Origin of the sequence: Acidovorax sp. LjRoot129, from assembly GCF_964253765.1 — a bacterium.
Lineage (GTDB): Bacteria > Pseudomonadota > Gammaproteobacteria > Burkholderiales > Burkholderiaceae_C > Acidovorax.
In genome coordinates this window covers 3,590,003-3,608,931 of record NZ_CAXUSE020000001.1, presented here as the reverse complement: position 1 = coordinate 3,608,931, position 18,929 = coordinate 3,590,003, and the positions used below count along the sequence as shown (strand labels likewise).

The 18,929-nt window shown below is 66.7% G+C and carries 12 protein-coding genes and 1 pseudogene; 10 read left to right on the top strand and 3 right to left on the bottom strand.

Annotated features, from left to right (window positions below; all coding sequences use genetic code 11):
- Positions 1-100: 100 nt before the first annotated feature.
- From ACSQ3Q_RS16470 to ACSQ3Q_RS16460, 3 genes are all read left to right on the top strand, one after another.
- Positions 101-910, top strand: a complete 810-nt coding sequence (locus tag ACSQ3Q_RS16470) for a lytic transglycosylase domain-containing protein (RefSeq protein ID WP_436135418.1) — start codon at positions 101-103, stop codon at positions 908-910.
- Positions 907-3,264, top strand: a complete 2,358-nt coding sequence (gene parC / locus ACSQ3Q_RS16465) for a DNA topoisomerase IV subunit A (RefSeq protein WP_436135417.1) — start codon at positions 907-909, stop codon at positions 3,262-3,264. The genes ACSQ3Q_RS16470 and parC overlap by 4 nt, the downstream gene beginning before the upstream one ends.
- Before the next feature lie 259 nt (positions 3,265-3,523).
- On the top strand, positions 3,524-5,359 hold the full coding sequence (locus ACSQ3Q_RS16460; RefSeq protein ID WP_436135416.1) for a methyl-accepting chemotaxis protein: 1,836 nt from the start codon (positions 3,524-3,526) through the stop codon (positions 5,357-5,359).
- A 151-nt stretch (positions 5,360-5,510) separates the two neighbouring features.
- Here ACSQ3Q_RS16460 and ACSQ3Q_RS16455 read toward each other — a convergent pair whose 3' ends face one another.
- Positions 5,511-5,969, bottom strand: a complete 459-nt coding sequence (locus tag ACSQ3Q_RS16455) for a RidA family protein (RefSeq protein WP_436135415.1) — start codon at positions 5,967-5,969, stop codon at positions 5,511-5,513.
- A gap of 210 nt (positions 5,970-6,179) precedes the next feature.
- On the opposite strand from ACSQ3Q_RS16455, the gene ACSQ3Q_RS16450 reads away from it, so the two are divergent.
- The 4 genes and pseudogenes from ACSQ3Q_RS16450 (at position 6,180) to ACSQ3Q_RS16435 (ending at position 11,445) form a co-directional block, all read left to right on the top strand.
- A complete protein-coding gene (locus ACSQ3Q_RS16450) occupies positions 6,180-8,723 on the top strand; it encodes a DNA internalization-related competence protein ComEC/Rec2 (protein ID WP_436135414.1) in 2,544 nt (847 codons plus the stop codon).
- A gap of 91 nt (positions 8,724-8,814) precedes the next feature.
- A complete protein-coding gene (locus tag ACSQ3Q_RS16445; protein ID WP_436135413.1) occupies positions 8,815-10,335 on the top strand; it encodes a circularly permuted type 2 ATP-grasp protein in 1,521 nt (506 codons plus the stop codon).
- A 1-nt stretch (position 10,336) separates the two neighbouring features.
- Positions 10,337-10,429 (top strand): annotated as a pseudogene (locus ACSQ3Q_RS16440) (alpha-E domain-containing protein); the annotation flags it as partial.
- Between the two features lie 56 nt (positions 10,430-10,485).
- Complete coding sequence (locus ACSQ3Q_RS16435) at positions 10,486-11,445, top strand: alpha-E domain-containing protein (protein WP_436135412.1); 960 nt, start codon at positions 10,486-10,488, stop codon at positions 11,443-11,445.
- 103 nt (positions 11,446-11,548) lie between these two features.
- Here ACSQ3Q_RS16435 and ACSQ3Q_RS16430 read toward each other — a convergent pair whose 3' ends face one another.
- Positions 11,549-11,887, bottom strand: a complete 339-nt coding sequence (locus ACSQ3Q_RS16430; RefSeq protein ID WP_436135411.1) for a VF530 family DNA-binding protein — start codon at positions 11,885-11,887, stop codon at positions 11,549-11,551.
- Between the two features lie 61 nt (positions 11,888-11,948).
- Positions 11,949-12,866, bottom strand: coding sequence for a LysR family transcriptional regulator (locus ACSQ3Q_RS16425; RefSeq protein WP_436135410.1), 918 nt, complete (start codon positions 12,864-12,866; stop codon positions 11,949-11,951).
- A 177-nt stretch (positions 12,867-13,043) separates the two neighbouring features.
- Here ACSQ3Q_RS16425 and ACSQ3Q_RS16420 point away from each other — a divergent pair, with 177 nt between their 5' ends.
- The 3 genes from ACSQ3Q_RS16420 (at position 13,044) to ACSQ3Q_RS16410 (ending at position 18,909) form a co-directional block, all read left to right on the top strand.
- Positions 13,044-13,922: an alpha/beta hydrolase gene (locus ACSQ3Q_RS16420; protein WP_436135409.1), complete on the top strand. Its 879-nt coding sequence runs from the start codon at positions 13,044-13,046 to the stop codon at positions 13,920-13,922.
- A gap of 471 nt (positions 13,923-14,393) precedes the next feature.
- A complete protein-coding gene (locus tag ACSQ3Q_RS16415) occupies positions 14,394-15,647 on the top strand; it encodes an efflux RND transporter periplasmic adaptor subunit (RefSeq protein WP_436137017.1) in 1,254 nt (417 codons plus the stop codon).
- Between the two features lie 28 nt (positions 15,648-15,675).
- Entirely contained in the window at positions 15,676-18,909 is a 3,234-nt protein-coding gene (locus ACSQ3Q_RS16410; protein WP_057269874.1) for an efflux RND transporter permease subunit, read from the top strand.
- The last annotated feature ends 20 nt before the right edge of the window (positions 18,910-18,929 follow it).

Genomic DNA, 18,929 nt, shown 5'->3' with positions numbered 1-18,929 from the left:
TGCGCCTGCGGCCGCAGCGTGCACGGCGACGGCGACAGCGCCTGTGGCAGGGCTTGATATGAAAATTTCAAGTCAAACAAGCCCCTGGCGCTTGCTCTGCATGGGTTTGTTGCTATGTTTTTTGCAGCAATCGGCCTGGGCGGACCTGTGGGCCCATGTGGACGAGCGCGGCGTGACGCACTTTGCCGCCGAGCAGGTGGATGCGCGCTACCAGCTATTTTTCCGCGGCAACGACTTCGACTCGACCCGCGATGCGCCGGCCAATGCGCCGCCCATGCCCTACGCGCTGCCCGCCGGGGGCAAGAGCCTGCTGGCGTTTTTTGACATCGCACCGGACTACAAGCGCGTCAAACACCACTTGCGCGCGGCATCCACGAAACACGGCGTGGACTACGAGCTGCTGCAGGCCGTGATCGCGGCCGAATCCGGTTTTGACGCCAAGGCCGTCTCGCCCAAAGGCGCTGTGGGGCTGATGCAGGTCATGCCCGCCACGGCCAGCCGCTTCGGCGTGAGCGCTGACGCCAAGCGCACCGTAGAGCAAAAGCTTGCCGACCCGGCGGTCAACGTGCCCACCGGCACGCGCTACCTGCGCCACCTGCTCGACCTGTTCCCCGGCCGCATGGACCTGGCCGTGGCCGCCTACAACGCCGGCGAGGGTGCGGTGCAAAGGGCGGGCAACCAGATCCCGGCCTTCAAGGAAACGCAAAACTATGTGCGCACGGTGCTGGGCCTTTATGCGCAGCTCAAGCCACCTGCCCCCGTGCTGGCCCGCCGCGCGGCACCGGGCCGCGTGCGCATGGAGCTCTCGGGTGGCGCTGTGAACCGCGGCAATCTGCCGCCCACCAGCGTGGCGCAGACCCCGGGCACGCCCCCGACCCTGAATCAAGAAACTGTTGTACCCAACGAATGAGCGACCAACCGACTTTGGATTTCACCACCGCAGGCGATGACGGGGGCGACTCCCTGGGCCTGGCGGGCTATGCCCAACGCGCCTACCTGGAATACGCGCTCTCCGTCGTCAAGGGCCGCGCGCTGCCCGATGTGTGCGACGGCCTCAAGCCCGTGCAGCGGCGCATCTTGTATTCGATGGACCGCATGGGCCTGGGCTACAGCGGCCCCACGCGCAACACGGCGGCCAAACCGGTCAAGAGCGCCCGTGTGGTGGGCGATGTGCTCGGCCGGTTCCACCCGCATGGCGACCAGTCGGCCTACGACGCGCTGGTGCGCATGGCGCAGGACTTTGCCCAGCGCTACCCGCTCATCGACGGCCAGGGCAACTTCGGCAGCCGCGACGGCGACGGCGCTGCGGCCATGCGCTACACCGAGGCGCGCCTGTCGCGCATCACGAGCCTGCTGCTCGATGAAATCGACGAAGGCACGGTCGACTTCATGCCCAACTACGACGGCAGTACCGAGGAGCCACGCCAGCTGCCCGCACGCCTGCCGTTTGCGTTGCTCAACGGCGCCAGCGGCATCGCCGTGGGCCTGGCCACCGAGATCCCGAGCCACAACCTGCGTGAGATCGCCGACGCCTGTGTCGCGCTGATCAAGACGCCGTCGCTGAGCCAGGAAGACCTGCTGGCCCTGGTGCCTGGCCCCGACTACCCGGGCGGCGGCCAGATCATCAGCGCTGCATCGGACATCGCAGACGCCTACCGCACCGGCCGCGGCAGCCTCAAGGTGCGTGCGCGCTGGAAGATCGAAGAGCTGGCGCGCGGCCAATGGCAGCTGGTGGTGAACGAGCTGCCGCCGGGCGTGAGCACGCAGAAGGTGCTCGAAGAGATCGAAGAGATCACCAACCCCAAGGTCAAGGCCGGCAAGAAGGCGCTCTCGCAGGACCAGACCCAGCTTAAGGCCAGCATGCTGGCGGTGCTCGATGTCGTGCGCGACGAATCCAGCAAGGATGCGCCCGTGCGCCTGGTGTTCGAGCCCAAGACCGGCAAGACCCCGCAGCAAGAACTCATCACTGCGCTGCTGGCGCACACCAGCCTGGAGTCGTCGGCGCCCATCAACCTCACGATGGTGGGGCTCGATGGCCGGCCCACCCAGAAGTCGCTGCGGCAGATGCTGGAAGAGTGGATTGCCTTCCGCCAGACCACCATCACCCGCCGCACGCAGCACCGTTTGAACAAGGTCCTGGAGCGGATCCACATCCTCGAAGGGCGGCAGATTGTTCTGCTCAACATCGATGAGGTGATTGCCATCATCCGCCAGGCCGACGAGCCCAAGGCGGCGCTGATTGCGCGGTTCAACCTCAGCGACCGGCAGGCCGAAGACATCCTTGAAATCCGCCTGCGCCAGCTCGCGCGGCTCGAAGCCATCAAGATCGAGCAGGAGCTCAAGGAGCTGCGTGAAAGCCAGGGCAAGCTCGAAGACATCCTGAACAACCCGGGCTCGCTGCGCCGCACGATGGTCAAAGAGATCGAGGCCGACGCCAAGACCTTTGCCGATGCGCGCCGCACGCTGATCCAGGCCGAGAAGAAGGCCGTGGCCGAAGTGAAGGTGGTGGACGAGCCGGTGACCGTCATCGTGTCGCAAAAGGGCTGGGTGCGTGCGCGCACAGGCCATGGCCACGAGGCGTCCAGTTTTGCTTTCAAGGCGGGCGACGGCTTGTACGGCACGTTCGAATGCCGCACGGTCGACACGCTGCTGGCCTTCGGGAGCAACGGCCGCGTGTATTCGGTGGCCGTGTCGCTGCTGCCCGGTGCGCGCGGCGATGGGCAGCCTGTGACCACGCTGATCGAGCTGGAGTCGGGCACACAACTGCTGCACTACTTTGCCGGCCCGGCCAACGCCACGCTGCTGCTGTCCAATTCGGGTGGCTACGGTTTTCTGGCGGCGGTGGAGAACATGGTCTCGCGGCAGAAGGGCGGCAAGGCCTTCCTTACGCTGGGCGAGGGTGAAACCGTGTGCGTGCCTTCCCATGCAGCCGGATCTTCCGGCGGCAAGGCTGTGCCGCCTGCCACGCATGTGGCCTGCGCCTCGGCGGGCGGGCGCATCCTGACCTTCGAGATCACCGAGCTCAAGACCATGGCCAACGGCGGCCGGGGCCTGATGCTCATCGACTTGGAGCCCAAGGACACCCTGGCGGGCGCGGCCGCGTACACGCGCAGCATCCGCATCGACGGCGTCGGCCGCGGCGGCAAGGAACGAGAGGAGACGCTGGAGATCCGTTCGCTGAACAACGCCCGCGCCGCGCGCGGACGCAAGGGCAAGGCGGCCGACCTGGGGTTCAAGCCGTCGGCGGTCACCCGGGTGGAGTGATGCGGGTTGGGCGGGACCTGCGCCGTGGTCCCACCCTGTTTTGGCCTTTCGCCTGACATGACATCTTTGCGAGGGGCGCATTGTGGAGGCGCGGACACACGGACTGGGTAGCGCTGCAGGCTTCGTAGCAACCGCCCGAGCCATGGTGCCGTCAGGCCGCCGGCCCCCTTGGGGCTGACCCTGGTGCATTGCCCGGCAGTTTGTGCAATGCTGGCCGTGCGCACGCTGCGCAAACCCCACAACGAGACAGGAGAAGACCATGCCCAAGCAACTTCGGATGGCCCACAAGCTCTGGATGGTGGTCATTGTGATCGTGGTGATGCTGGCGGCCGTGGTGGGCTTTTCGGGTTACCGATCGGCCAAGGTGCAGGCCGAGGCCGAGGTGGTGGCCAAGGAGATGGAGGCCCGCGTGCAGGCCGCGCTGCGCTGGTCGGGCCTCACCGAAACGAATGCGGCGCGCACACAGGCGCTGATCGTGAGCAGCGACCCCGCCGTCGAGGCCGAGTTCAAGGACCAGATTGCGGCCACTTCGGCGCAGATCAGCGAGGTGCAGAAATCACTCGAGTCCATGGCATTGTCCGACAGCGACAAGGCCCAGATGGCCAAGATCGCTGCGGCACGCAAGACCATGATCGACCTGCGCGGCCAGGCCCGCAAACTCAAGGGCGACGGCCAGCAGGACCAGGCGGTGTCGCTGGTCAAGCAGTCCTACAACCCTGCGGTGGCAGCCTACCTGCAGACGCTACGCGATTTTGTGCAGCAGCAAACGCAGGCGGCCGAAGCCAAGCAGCGCGAGATGGCGGTTTCGCGCATGCTCACCGTGAAGATCGCCGCGGTGGCGGTGGGCCTGCTGCTGCTGGGCATCATCGTCGGTGCGTACTACCTGATTGGCAGCATCCAGCGGCCGTTGGAGCAGGCCCGCGGTGTGGCCGAGCGCATTGCCGGGGGCGACCTCAGCGTGCAGCAGTCTGTCACGCGCGGCGACGAGTTTGGTGACCTGCTGCGCTCGCTCTACACCATGAGCAGCGACCTGGGCCGCATGGTGCAGCAGGTGCGCCACAGCACCGACAGCATCGCCATTGCCAGCGCCGAGATCGCCGCGGGCAACCACGACCTGTCGACCCGCACCGAGCAGACCTCCAGCCACCTGCAGCAGACGGCATCGGCCATGGAGGAGTTCACCAGCACCATCCAGCAAAGCGCAGGCAGCGCGCAGCAGGCAAGCAGCCTGGCGGCTGGTGCCACGGGCGTGGCCCGCCGCGGCGGCGAAGTGGTAACCCAGGTCGTGACGACCATGCAGGACATCAACCACAGCAGCAAGAAGATTGCGGACATCATCGGGGTGATCGACGGCATCGCGTTCCAGACCAACATCCTCGCGCTCAACGCCGCGGTGGAGGCCGCGCGCGCGGGCGAACAGGGCCGCGGGTTTGCGGTGGTCGCCAGCGAAGTGCGCAGCCTGGCCCAGCGCAGCGCCGAAGCCGCCAAGGAGATCAAGCATCTCATCAGCGCATCGGTCGAGAAGGTGGAGGTGGGCTCGCGGCTGGTGGCCGACGCCGGGACCACGATGACCGACATCGTGCAATCCGTGCAGCGCGTGACGGACATGATTGGCGAGATCACCGCTGCGGCGTCTGAGCAGAGCGCGGGCGTGTCGCAGGTCAATCAGTCCATCGGCAACCTGGACCAGATGACGCAGCAAAACGCTGCGCTGGTGGAGGAAAGCGCCGCCGCCGCGCAGAGCCTGCGCGAGCAGGCGGACCACCTGGCGCAGGTGGTGTCGATGTTCAAGGTGGATGCCGCGGGGGACCTCGCGCCCGGTGCACCCGCTGCGCCCTCCCATACCCCACGCGCTGCAGTGGCGCCGCAACAGCGCGCCGCACACCCTGCCGCTGCGCCGACGTCAACGGGCGCCCTCCGGCCACCGGCAGCATCCGGTGCCGCAAAGCCAGCGCAGGGGAGCACCGGGACGGCCTTGCGCCCCGCCGTGACCAAGAAGGCCCCGGCGCCCGCAAAAGCGCCCGCCGTGGCTTCGTCCGCAAGCCGTCCGGCGGCGGTCGCGCAAGGGGGCGACGACGACTGGGAATCCTTTTGAGCCATCGCTTGCCGTGGCCAGCGTGCGGGCACGTGGGCCTGCGCACAGCTACCTTGCGGCGCTCCTTGCAGATCCGCCAGCAGTTAGCGATACAAAAACAAAAAGCCCATGGCAGCGATGCCATGGGCTTTTTTGCGGATGGACCGGTGGCTCAGGCCAGTTCTGCGATCAGTTCGATTTCGACGCACGCGCCCAGGGGGATCTGCGCCACGCCAAAGGCGCTGCGGGCGTGCACGCCCTTGTCGCCAAACACCTGACCAAACAACTCGCTCGCGCCGTTGGTCACCAGGTGCTGCTCGGTGAAGTCGCCGGTGGAGTTGACCAGGCTCATGAGCTTGACGATGCGCTGCACGCGGTTGAGGTCACCGCCGCAGGCGGCGTGCAACGTACCCAGCAGGTCGATGGCCACGGCCCGGGCGGCCTCCTTGCCTTCTTCGGTCGTGATGTTCTTGCCGAACTGCGCTGCCCAGGGCTTGCCGTCCTTGCGGGCGATGTGACCGCTCAGGAACACCAGGTTGCCGGTCTGCATGAAGGGCACGTACGCGGCAGCGGGGACCGCCACGGGGGGAAGCGTGATGTTCAGTTCTTTCAGCTTGTCGTAGACGTTCATGGTTTTCCTCGGGGATAGGTTGCGGTGAATGAAGGGTCCGGGCCGCCTGTTGAACCTGGTGTGCGTGGCGTGCGCGACATTCGCGACCTGCATGCCATGTTGTGCCTGATGCGTTCAGCACGTGGGTGGGGCGGGGTGGCCGCGAGTGTTACACAGGCCGGTGCTCCGCACCCCGCCGCCGGGCCCCCGCGGGGCCATTAGCATCAGCCCATGTCCGCCATAAGCGCCCCTGATACCGCTTCGACGCCCAGCGCGGGGCTGGAAGGCGTGAGCCCTTCGTTCAGCCAGACCCCATCCTGGCAGGTGCCTGCGTGGTTGCTTGGGCTGGTCTTGGGCGCGGCGCTGCAGCTGCAGCAGTCTGCGTTGTGGCTGGGGACGGTCTACGGTTGGCTGCTCGCCGCGGCCTGTGCCGTGGGATGCGCCGCGTGGTGGGCCGCAGGACGCGGCGGCAGCCGGTGGCGGGCCGTGGCCCCGCCGGCCGCCCGCGCGTTGGCACTGGGCGCGGGGGTGGTGGCCATGTTTGCGCTGTGTGGCTTGCGTGCGGTGGGCTATGTGGACCAGGCCTTGGAGCCAGCGCTTGAAGGCCAGGACGTCCGTATCACCGCCATGGTGGCAGCCATGCCGCAAACCAACGAGGCCGGGACGCGGCTGCGCCTGGATGTCGAGGCCGCGCACCTGGGTGGCGCCCCCGTGCGGTTGCCGCCGCGCATCGACGTGGCCTGGTATGGCGGTCCGTTTCGCGACGCATCGGGTGCGCTCGACCTGCAGCGCCAGCCCCCTGCCATCACGGCCGGAGACCGATGGTCGCTGACCGTGCGCCTGAAGGCGCCCCACGGCCTGCGCAACCCGCACGGCTTTGACTATGAGCTGTGGGCCTGGGAGCAGGGCGTGCAGGCCACGGGCTATGTGCGTGCGGGGCCCAAGGACGAGCCTGCGGTGCGCCTGGCATCGACGTGGCGCCACCCGGTGGAACGGGCGCGGCAGTCCGTGCGCGACGCCATCCTGGAGCGCCTGGCGCGCGACGTGAATGGCGACGACCCGGCCAAGGCGCGCGCAGCGGGGGTCATTGCAGCGCTGGTGACGGGCGACCAGCGCGCCATCGACCGCGCAGACTGGGATGTGTTCCGCGCGACAGGGGTGGCCCACTTGATGAGCATCTCGGGCCTGCACATCACTCTGTTTGCCTGGCTGGCGGCGCTGGCCGTACGCTCGCTCTGGCGGCGGTCGGCGCGGCTGTGCCTGGCCGTGCCCGCACCCACCGCCGCGCTGGTGGCCGGCGTGGCGCTGGCCGCAGCGTACGCGGTGTTCAGCGGCTGGGGCGTGCCCGCGCAGCGCACGGTGATCATGCTGGCCACCATTGCGCTGCTGCAGCTGGGTGGCCGCCGCTGGCCCTGGCCACACGTGTGGTTGCTGGCCTGTGCGGCCGTGGTGGTGGCAGACCCCTGGGCGCTGGCGCAGGCGGGGTTTTGGCTGAGCTTTGTGGCGGTGGGGGTGCTGTTTGCTACAAATACTGTAGCTAATAGTGCTTATGGATCAAGCGCTGGGCGGCATTTTTATGCATTATTTCGCGAGCAATGGGTCGTTACGCTGGCCCTCACGCCGCTGAGCTTGCTGCTGTTTGGCCAGGTGTCCCTGGTGGGGTTTGCCGCCAACCTGCTGGCCATCCCGTGGGTGACGCTGGTCGTCACCCCGCTGGCGCTGGGCGGCGTGCTGTGGGCGCCGCTGTGGAGCCTGGCTGCGCTCAGCCTGCAGCCGCTGGCGGCGCTGCTGCAATGGCTGGCGCAATGGCCCTGGGCCGTGGTGTTTGTGCCGGCCGCGCCGCTGTGGGCGGGCGTGTCGGCGGTGGCCGGTGGCACGCTGCTGGCCGCGCGCCTGCCGTGGCGCTTGCGGATGCTGGCTTTGCCGCTGCTCTGGCCCGCGTTGTGGTGGCAGCCCGCCCGCCCGGCGCCGGGGCAGTTCGAGCTGCTCGCGGCCGACATTGGCCAGGGCAACGCCGTGCTGGTGCGCACGGCCAGCCACACGCTGCTGTACGACGCGGGGCCGCGTTTCAGCCGGGAGAGCGATGCAGGCCACCGCGTGCTGGTGCCGCTGCTGCGGGCCCTGGGTGAAAAGGTGGACACGCTCGTGCTCAGCCACCGCGACGCCGACCACACCGGCGGGGCGGCCGCGGTGCTGGCCCAGCAGCCTCAGGCCCAGGCCATCGGCTCGATCGAGGCCGAGCATGCGCTGCAGGCGCTGCGCCCGATCGCACCTTGTGTGGCGGGCCAACGCTGGGACTGGGACGGCGTGGCCTTTGAGGTCCTGCACCCGCAGGCCGGCGATACAGCGCAGGCCACCAAGCCCAACACGGTCAGCTGCGTGCTGCGCATCACGGCCGCAGGGCCTCGTGCGCCGATCGCCTTGCTGGCGGGCGACATCGAGGCCGCACAGGAGCAGGCCTTGCTCGCCCGCGGCGCAGCCCTGAAGGCCGATGTGCTGCTGGTGCCCCACCACGGCAGCAAGACGTCTTCCTCGTCGGCGTTTCTGGACGCTGTCCAGCCCCGCACTGCGCTGGTGCAGGCCGGCTACCGCAACCGGTTTGGCCACCCGGCTGCCGACGTCCTGCAGCGCTACCGCGCCCGCGGCATTGACCTCGTGGAATCCGCGCGGTGTGGCGCCGCCACCTGGTCGTCGGCGCAACCCGGGCAGGTGGCTTGCGAGCGCGATGCAGCGGCCCGCTACTGGCAACACCGGGTGCCGCCCCGGGCGGAATGAGCGCACCGCCGGCTTGCGGCAGGGGGGCTTCGCAGGCATTTTTTCAGGCGTGGGCGCACAACTTGCTATCCTGCATGCAGGAGGCCAGTTCATGCAGAAATTTGATGAGATGTACGCCATGCTGCCTTTTGATGGCAGCGATGTGCGCGACCACTACAAGCGCTACGCGCAATGGTTGAGCAAGCAGCCCCCTGACGTGATGCAGGCCCGCCGGGCCGAAGCCGAAATGATCTTCCGGCGCGTGGGCATCACCTTTGCCGTCTATGGCGCCAAGGACGAGGGCGGCGCAGGCAACGAACGGCTGATTCCGTTCGACCTGATCCCCCGGATCATCCCGGCGCACGAGTGGAGCAGCATGCAGCAAGGGCTGGTGCAACGGGTCACGGCGCTCAACCGGTTCATCCACGACGTCTACCACGGCCAGGACATCATCCGCGCCGGCATCGTGCCCACCGACCTCATCCTCAACAACGCGCAATACCGTCCCGAAATGGCCGGCCTGAACGTGCCGCAGAATATCTATGCGCACATCGCCGGCATCGACATCGTGCGCGCCCCCAATGCGCAGGGCGAGGGCGAGTACTACGTGCTGGAAGACAACCTGCGCGTACCCAGCGGCGTGAGCTACATGCTGGAAAACCGCAAGATGATGATGCGGCTCTTCCCTGAGCTGTTCAGCCTGTACAAAGTGGCCCCGGTGGCCCATTACCCCGACATGCTGCTGGAGACCCTGCGCGCCAGCGCGCCCGCGGCGGCCGATGAGCCCACGGTGGTGGTGCTCACCCCCGGCATGCACAACAGCGCCTACTTCGAACACGCGTTCCTCGCCCAACAGATGGGCGTGGAGTTGGTCGAAGGGCAGGACCTGGTCGTCAAGGACAAGTTTGTCTACATGCGCACCACGCGCGGCCTGCAGCGGGTGGATGTGATCTACCGCCGTGTGGACGACGACTACCTGGACCCCAAGGTTTTCAAGCGCCATTCCACGCTGGGTTGCCACGGCCTCATGGAAGCGTATCGCGCGGGCAATGTAGGCATTTGCAATGCGGTGGGCACGGGCGTGGCCGACGACAAGTCGGTGTACCCCTATGTGCCCGAGATGATCCGCTTCTACCTGGGCGAGGAGCCCATCCTCAAGAACGTGCCGACCTGGATGTGCCGCAAGCAGGACGACCTGCAGTACGTGCTGGCAAACCTGAAGGACCTGGTGGTCAAGGAGGTGCACGGCGCCGGCGGCTACGGCATGTTGATCGGCCCCGCCTCCACACAGACCGAGATCGAAGACTTTCGCCGCGCGCTCGTGGCCAACCCCGCGGGCTACATCGCCCAGCCCACGCTCAGCCTGTCGAGTTGCCCCACCTACGTGGAAAGCGGTATCGCCCCGCGCCACATCGACCTGCGCCCCTTTGTGCTCAGCGGCCGCGAGGTGCAGATGGCCGCCGGCGGCCTCACGCGCGTGGCGCTGGCAGATGGCTCCCTGGTGGTGAATTCATCCCAAGGCGGCGGGACCAAGGACACCTGGGTCCTGGGCGACACGGCCGGGCCGTCGCTGCCAGTGCAGTCGCAGTCTCAGTCCATGGGCGGAATGGCGCAATCACAGGGAGGTTTTTAAGATGCTGAGTCGTACCGCCGACCACTTGTTCTGGATGTCCCGCTACACCGAGCGGGCAGAAAAGGTCACCGCAGGGGGGCTTTCAATACAACATCGCGTGCGTGCGCAGCACGTGCGGGGTTCTCTGCCCTGTTCGATGAAGGAGGCCGCATGCTGAGCCGCACTGCCGACCACTTGTTCTGGATGTCCCGCTACACCGAGCGGGCAGAGAACACCGCAAGAATGCTCAATGTGAGCTATGAAACCTCGCTCTTGCCCCAGTCCGCCGTTGTGGCGCAAGAAGGGTGGGAGGGGCTGCTGTCCATCAGCGAGCTGATCCCTGCCTATACCGCACGGCATGGCAAGGTCACGCCGCAGAACGTGCTGGAGTTCATGGTGCGTGACGGCGACAACCCGTCGTCCATCCTGTCGTGCCTGCGGGCTGCGCGCGAAAACGCCCGCGCCGTGCGCGGGGCGCTCACCACCGAAGTGTGGGAGACACAGAACCAGACGTGGCTGGAGCTGCACCGGTTGCTCGAAGGGGGGGCATTCGAGCGCGAGCCGGGGCAGTTCTTTGAGTGGGTGAAGTACCGGTCGCACCTGTCGCGGGGCGTGACGCTGGGGACCATGCTGCAGGACGAGGCGTTTCACTTTTTGCGCATGGGGACCTTCCTCGAGCGGGCCGACAACACGGCGCGTCTGCTGGATGTGAAATTCCACGCGGTCGAAAACGACTTCTTCGGCCGAGCGAGCGAGCGCAACCAGGAGAACGATTTCTATCACTGGAGCGCCATCCTGCGCAGCGTCTCCGCGTTCGAGGTGTACCGCAAGGTCTACCGCGACGTGATCACCCCGGGCCGTGTGGCCGACCTCTTGATCCTGCGCCGTGACATGCCGCGGTCATTGCACGCCTGCATGCGCGAGGTGGTGGACAACCTGGGGGTGGTGGCCAACCAGCAGTCGTCCGAGACCCTGCGCCGCGCGGGGCGCCTGCTGGCCGACCTGCAGTACGGCCGCATCGACGAGATCCTGGCGACGGGGCTGCACGCGTTCCTGACGCAGTTCCTTGACCGGGTGAATGACCTCGGGGGTGGAATCAGCCGGGACTTTCTGGTGGCCTCAGGCGACTGAAGCCAGGGCGGGCTGGCTGGGGGCGGGGAATTTGCTCCTTGCCGGCGCTTGCCGTCATGCGTCCGGCACGCGCGGCCAGGATGGGCCGCATTGCAGCGCTCGCTCAGTCCAGATGCCCACTGCGCTTTTGGTCGCGCAGCATGAAGAGGTACAGGCTTTCGACCTTTTCGCGTGCCCAGGGCGTCTTGCGCAAAAATTTGAGGCTGGAGCCGACGCTCGGATCGCTCTGAAAGCAGCGGATCGGGACGCGCTGCCCTAGCTCATCCCAACCGAAATAATCCGCGAGGCCCACCACCATTGTTTCGAGCGTGACGCCGTGCAGCGGATTGCGCGCCTGACGGACAGGGGGTGCCGCTGCTTGTGGATCTGCCGAGGTTTCTGGGACTGTGTCGCGGGGGGCGGGTTCGGGAGCCGGGGCGGGGGGTGTCGGTGTCGCGGTCATGGCGCAAGCATATCGCCTGGGGCCGGCCGCTTCGGCGCCAGGGGCTCACGCTTGTGCCGATTCAGGTGGTGCGCTGCATGTGGGCTTCACGTTGGAACAGCTCGGCCGCCCAGTCCACAAAGGCACGCACTTTGGCGCTCAGGTGGCGGTTGGGCGGGTACACCACGTACACCGGCAGCAGGGGCTGGGTCCACTCGGGCAGCAACTGCACCAGGGCGCCGCTCTGCAGATGGCGTTCGGCCTGAAAGCTCGTGATCTGCCCGATGCCCAGGCCCGCCATCAGCGACGTCACGTATGCGTTGGCCTCGTTCACGCTCAATTGGTAGGGCCCTGTGATGTCGATGGACTCGGCGTCCTTGCGGAATTCCAGCGGGTAGTGCCGGCCTGAGTGGGGCGAAAAATACAGCAGGCTGGTGTGTTTCTCTTCGATCTCCAGCGGGTGGGCCGGCGTACCCCGGCGCGCAAGGTAATCGGGCGATGCCACGGTGATGAACTCCAGATTGCCGATGCGCCGGGCCACCAGCGACTGGTCGCTGAGCTCGCCGCCGCGGATCACGCAGTCCACGTTGTCTCCGATCAGGTCCACGATGCGGTCGCTCACGCCCAGATCCAGCTGGATGTCGGGATAGCGCGCGTGGAAATCCGCCAAGTGCGGGATCAGCAGCAATTGCGCCACCGACGTGCCCACGTCGATGCGCAACCGTCCGCGCGGGTTGGCGCGCGCGTTGGTCATGCTGGCCTCGATGTCGTCGAGGTCGGTCAGCAGGCGCACCGTACGGTCATAGTAGGCGGCACCGTCCGGCGTGACCGTCACGCGTCGCGTGGTGCGGTTGAGCAGCTTCACGCGCAGGCGCTCCTCCAGCGCCTGCACATGCTTGGTGACGGTGGCCTTGGGCAACGACAGTGAATCGGCCGCCCGGGTGAACGTGCCGGCCTCCACCACCCGCACGAATATGCGCATGGCCTGTATTTGGTCCATGGCTTCTCCTTGAAATCTGAAACTGCAGCACCCACCAGTGGGTGCTGAGGAATTCTCACACGCGGGCCGCCCCCCGATTGTTGAGCTTTTGGAAACAGTGCAGTGGTGTTTGGCCTGTTTATCCCGAAGGCGCAAGCTACTACATTTCACTCATCCTCAATTCACTGGGTACATGCCATGCAGCCCGACCATCCGTCCTTGCCATCTTCCACATCGCAGTCCGCCGCCGCACCTGACAAGGTGTCCAAGGCGTCGTCAGTGTGCGCCGACTCCACCATTGAGGTGGCCAACGGCCAGGACGTGGCCGTGCGCATGTATGGCCGCAAGAAGACGGGCAAGGTGTCGCCGGTGGTCGTGCATTTTCACGGTGGCGCATTCACCTCGGGCGACCTGGACAATGGTTGCACGGTGGCGTCGCTGCTGGAATGCGCAGGCGCCGTGGTGGTGTCGGTGGCCTATCCACTCACGCCCTTCCCCCAGCCTGTAGATACCGGCTATGACGTGCTCAAGTGGGTGCACCGCAATCGGGTCAAGCTGGGCGGGCAGGGCGCCCTGGTGTACCTGGCGGGTGAAGAAGCCGGCGGCAATCTGGCCGCCGCGGTGGGCCTGATGGCACGCGACCAGTCGCACCCGCCGCTGGCCGGCCAGATTTTGTTGTCCCCCATGCTGGACCCTTGCGTGGGCACGGCTTCGTTGCGCGAAGCCACGGGCCCCGCCACCGGTTGCAAATGGTCTGAAGGCTGGCGCAATTTCTTGGGTGGCCCGCGGGATGCCGAACACCCCTACGCCGTGCCCGGAGCCGCGCGCCGCCTGGCTGGCCTGCCGCCCACGCTGGTGTTGGTGGGCGACACCGACCCCATGCACGACGAAGCCGTGGCGTATGCAGCCCGGCTCGACGCCGCCGGCTTGGCGGTGACCTGCCACGTGTTTGCCAAGGCTGCGCAGTGGCCCGATGCCCTGCTGCAGACCGGTGAGCACGAATGCCCTTGTGCTGCCGCAGCACAAGAGCAATTTCGCCTGTTCTTTGAAGCCACCCGATGTCCGGTGCCTTCTTGAGAAGCTCGGCTGCAAAAAGGTGTTGACCTCAACTTAAGTTGAGGTTCGATACTGCAGCCTCTTTACCGACCACCTGGTTTTCAACGCTGATTCTTCTGGCATGCCATGCCGGAGGGAGAGGCTTTGCCTGTTCATTTCTGCAAGCCGGGCCCGTGAGGGGCAGGACGGCTGGCAGGGCCATTGATGTCAACGATACGGAGGAAATAACAACGTGAACAACACACCGAATTTTTCAGGGGCGCGCAGCTCCTGCTGTCACACCGCCCTGCGCTGCTGCGTCTTCTGACGTTGGCGTGCGAAGAAGCCGGTGGCGTGCCACCTGGGCCTTGACCTTTCCACCGTGTCATTGCCCAGACTGCCATCCGCCTTGCTCTGAACCCTGGCAAACCACCGCCTGCTGCCCGTGGGGCGTGGCAGAAAACATTCACCGGCCCGCCCGCGAGGCGGTCCCCAACACTGATTGAAATGACCATGAACTCCAATCCGCTCTCCAAGAACCGCCCCCTGGGCCTGGCCACCATGGCTACCGCCGTGACGGCTGCCGTTGCCGCACTGATCCTTGCCTTCCAGGCACCTACCGCGCAGGCCAACGGCGAAGGCGCAACGCCTCCCGCCATGCCCGTGTCGGTGGCCGCGGTGGTGCAAAAAGACATCTCGCTGTGGGACGAGTTCTCCGGCCGACTCGAAGCCGTGCAGCGTGTGGACGTGCGCCCACGCGTTTCCGGGGCGGTGCAGGCCGTGCACTTCCGCGAAGGCTCGCTGGTGAAGCAGGGTGACCTGCTAGTGACCGTGGACCCGGCACCCTACGCCGCCGAGGTCGACCGCGCCGAAGCCCAGGTGGGGGCCGCCCAGGCCCGCGTCTCGTACACCCGCAGCGAAATGGAGCGGGCCACACGCCTGCTCGAAGAACGCGCCATTGCCCAGCGCGAGCACGATGAGCGCCTGAACGCGCAGCGTGAAGCCGATGCCAACCTGCGCGCTGCCCAGGCCGCGTTGAAGACTGCCAAGCTAAACCTCAGCTACACCCAGGTGCGCGCCCCTGTGGCGGGCCGCGTAGGCCGCATCGAAGTCACCGTGGGCAACCTGGTAGCCGCTGGAGCGGGCGCCCCCGTGCTGACCACGCTGGTGTCGGTGAGCCCCATCTATGCCAGCTTCGACACCGACGAGCAGATCGTGGTGAAGGCGTTGGCTGATCTGCAAAGCGGCCAGCGCGGCCACAGCGCGCGCCAGCTCATCGAGCGCATCCCCGTGCAGATGGGCACAGGCACCGCGGGCAGCACGCCACACACCGGTCGCCTCCAGCTCATCGACAACCAGGTGGACGCCAAGAGCGGCACGGTGCGCGTGCGTGCCGTGTTCGACAACGAAGACGGCGCACTCATCCCCGGCCAGTTCGCCCGCATCCGCATGGGCCAGGCGCGTGACACCCAGGCCCTGCTGATCAACGAGCGTGCCGTGGGCACCGACCAGAACAAGAAGTTCGTGATGGTGGTGGGCGAGGGCAACAAGGCCGAGTACCGCGAAATCACGCTGGGCGCGCCCATCGACGGCCTGCGCGTGGTCACGTCCGGCCTGAAGGCGGGCGAGAACATCGTCGTCAACGGCCTGCAGCGCGTGCGCCCCGGTGCCGTGGTAGCGCCCCAGTCCGTCCCCATGACCGCCAAGGCCGAGATTGCGGGTGATCGCAAGGAAGCCAAGAACGCAGCCAAGTCGCCAGCGGCCTGAGCCAGAGCGACCCAAGGAATTTGCATCCATGAATCTATCCCGCTTTTTCATTGACCGCCCCATCTTTGCCGGGGTGCTGTCGGTGCTCATCTTTCTCGGGGGGCTCATCGCATTGCGCGGTCTGCCCATCTCCGAATACCCTGAAGTCGCGCCGCCCTCCGTGGTGGTGCGCGCACAGTACCCGGGCGCCAACCCCAAGGTGATCGCCGAGACCGTGGCCACACCGCTGGAGGAATCCATCAACGGCGTGGAAGGCATGCTCTACATGGGCAGCCAGGCCACCACCGACGGCGTGATGACGCTGACGGTGACCTTTGCCCTGGGCACCGACCCCGACAAGGCCCAGCAGCTGGTGCAAAACCGCGTCTCGCAGGCTGAGCCGCGCCTGCCCGAGGAAGTGCGACGCCTGGGCGTCACCACCGTCAAGAGCGCGCCGGACCTGACCATGGTGGTCCACCTGGTCTCGCCCAACAACCGCTACGACATCGACTACCTGCGCAACTACGCGGTGCTCAATGTGAAGGACCGCCTCGCCCGCATCGGCGGCGTCGGCCAGGTGCAGATCTTCGGCGGCGGCGACTACTCCATGCGGGTGTGGCTCGACCCGCAAAAGGTCGCGCAGCGCGGCCTCTCGGCCAGCGACGTGGTGACCGCCATCCGCGGCCAGAACGTGCAGGCCGCCGCTGGCGTGGTGGGCGCATCGCCCGGCCTGCCCGGCGTGGACCTGCAACTGTCCATCAACGCCCAGGGCCGTCTGCAGACCGAAGAAGAGTTCGGCGACATCATCGTCAAGACCGGTGCCGACGGCGCGGTGACGCGTTTGCGCGACATCGCCCGCCTGGAGCTGGGCGCTGCCGACTACTCGCTGCGCTCGCTGCTCAACAACGACCCCGCCGTGGGCATGGGCGTGTTCCAGGCGCCGGGCTCCAACGCGCTGGACATCTCGTCCAACGTGCGCAAGACCATGGACGAGATCCAGAAGAACATGCCCGAAGGCGTGGAGTACCGCATTGCGTACGACCCGACACAGTTCGTGCGTGCCTCGATCAAGTCCGTGATCCACACGCTGCTGGAAGCCATCGCCCTCGTGGTGCTGGTGGTGATCCTGTTCCTGCAGACTTGGCGCGCCTCCATCATCCCGCTGCTGGCCGTGCCGGTGTCGGTGGTGGGCACGTTCGCGGTGCTGCACCTGCTGGGCTTCTCCATCAACGCTTTGAGCCTGTTCGGCCTAGTGCTGGCCATCGGCATCGTGGTGGATGACGCCATCGTGGTGGTGGAGAACGTCGAGCGCAACATCGAGGCGGGCCTGACCCCCCGCGAAGCCACCTACCGCGCGATGCGTGAAGTGTCCGGCCCCATCATCGCGATTGCGCTGGTGCTGGTGGCCGTGTTTGTGCCGCTGGCCTTCATCAGTGGGCTCACGGGGCAGTTCTACAAGCAGTTTGCGGTGACGATTGCGATTTCCACGGTGATCTCGGCGATCAACTCGTTGACCCTGTCGCCAGCGCTTAGCGCCTTGCTGCTCAAGGGCCACAACGAGCCCAAGGACGCGCTCACGCGCGGCATGGACAAGGTGTTCGGTGGGCTGTTCCGCGGCTTCAACCGCCTGTTCCATCGGGGCTCCGAGGCGTACAGCGGCGGCGTCAAGCGTGTCATCGGCCGCAAAGCACTGATGTTCGTGATCTATCTCGCACTGGTGGGTGCCACCGTGGGCCTGTTCAAGATCGTGCCCGGCGGCTTCGTGCCCGCGCAGGACAAGCAGTACCTGATCGGCTTTGCCCAGCTGCCTGATGGCGCCACGCTGGACCGCACCGAGAACGTGATCCGCCGCATGGGCGAGATCATGAAGGAAAACCCCAACGTTGAAGACGCGATTGCCTTCCCCGGCCTGTCGATCAACGGCTTCACCAACAGCTCCAACTCCGGCATCGTGTTCGCCACGCTCAAGCCCTTTGCCGAGCGCACCCGCGCCGACCAGAGTGGCGGCGCCGTGGCTGGGCAGCTGAACCAGTCGTTCGGCAGCATCCAGGATGCGTTCATCGCCATGTTCCCGCCGCCACCCGTGGCGGGCCTGGGCACCACCGGCGGCTTCAAGCTGCAGATCGAAGACCGCGCGTCGCTGGGTTTCCAGGCCATGGACGGCGCCGTGAAGGCCTTCATGGCCAAGGCCTACCAGACGCCCGAGCTGGCCGGCCTGTTCACCAGCTGGCAGGTCAACGTGCCGCAGCTGTACGCCAACATCGACCGCACCAAGGCGCGCCAGCTGGGTGTGCCGGTGACGGACATCTTCGACACGCTGCAAATCTACCTGGGCAGCCTCTACGCCAACGATTTCAACCAGTTCGGCCGCACCTACAGCGTGCGTGTTCAGGCCGATGCGGCCTACCGCGCGCGGGCTGAAGACGTGGGCCTGCTCAAGGTGCGCTCTGCCACCGGCGAGATGGTGCCCCTGTCGGCGCTGATGAAGATGGAGCCCAGCTTCGGCCCCGAGCGTGCCATGCGCTACAACGGCTACCTGGCCGCGGACATCAACGGCGGCCCCGCACCCGGCTACTCGTCGGGCCAGGCCCAGGCTGCCATCGAGCGCATTGCCGCAGAGACGCTGCCCCAGGGCATCACGTTCGAGTGGACTGAGCTGACGTACCAGGAAATCCTGGCCGGCAACTCTGCCGTGCTGGTGTTCCCGCTGGCCATCCTGCTGGTGTTCCTGGTGCTGGCCGCGCAGTACGAAAGCCTCACGCTGCCGATTGCCATCATCCTGATCGTGCCCATGGGCATCCTGGCGGCCATGACCGGGGTGTGGCTGAGCAACGGCGACAACAACGTGTTCACGCAGATCGGGCTCATCGTGCTCGTGGGGCTATCGGCCAAGAACGCGATCCTGATCGTGGAGTTTGCGCGCGAGCTGGAGTTTGCCGGGCGCACCCCCGTGCAGGCCGCCATCGAAGCCAGCCGTCTGCGCCTTCGTCCCATCCTGATGACCTCGCTGGCCTTCGTGATGGGTGTGCTGCCCCTGGTGCTCTCCACCGGTGCTGGTGCCGAGATGCGCAGCGCCATGGGTGTGGCGGTGTTCTCCGGAATGATCGGGGTGACGGCTTTTGGCCTGTTCCTCACGCCCGTGTTCTATGTGCTGCTGCGCAAGCTGGCAGGCAACCGCCCGCTGGTGGAGCATGGCACGCATGTGGCTCCCATCTCGCACACCCCCGGCAGCGGTGGCACCGCCCACCCTGTGCTGGCCGCGCCGCGCAAGGAGCACGAATGATGGGCTCCCTGGCCATTTTC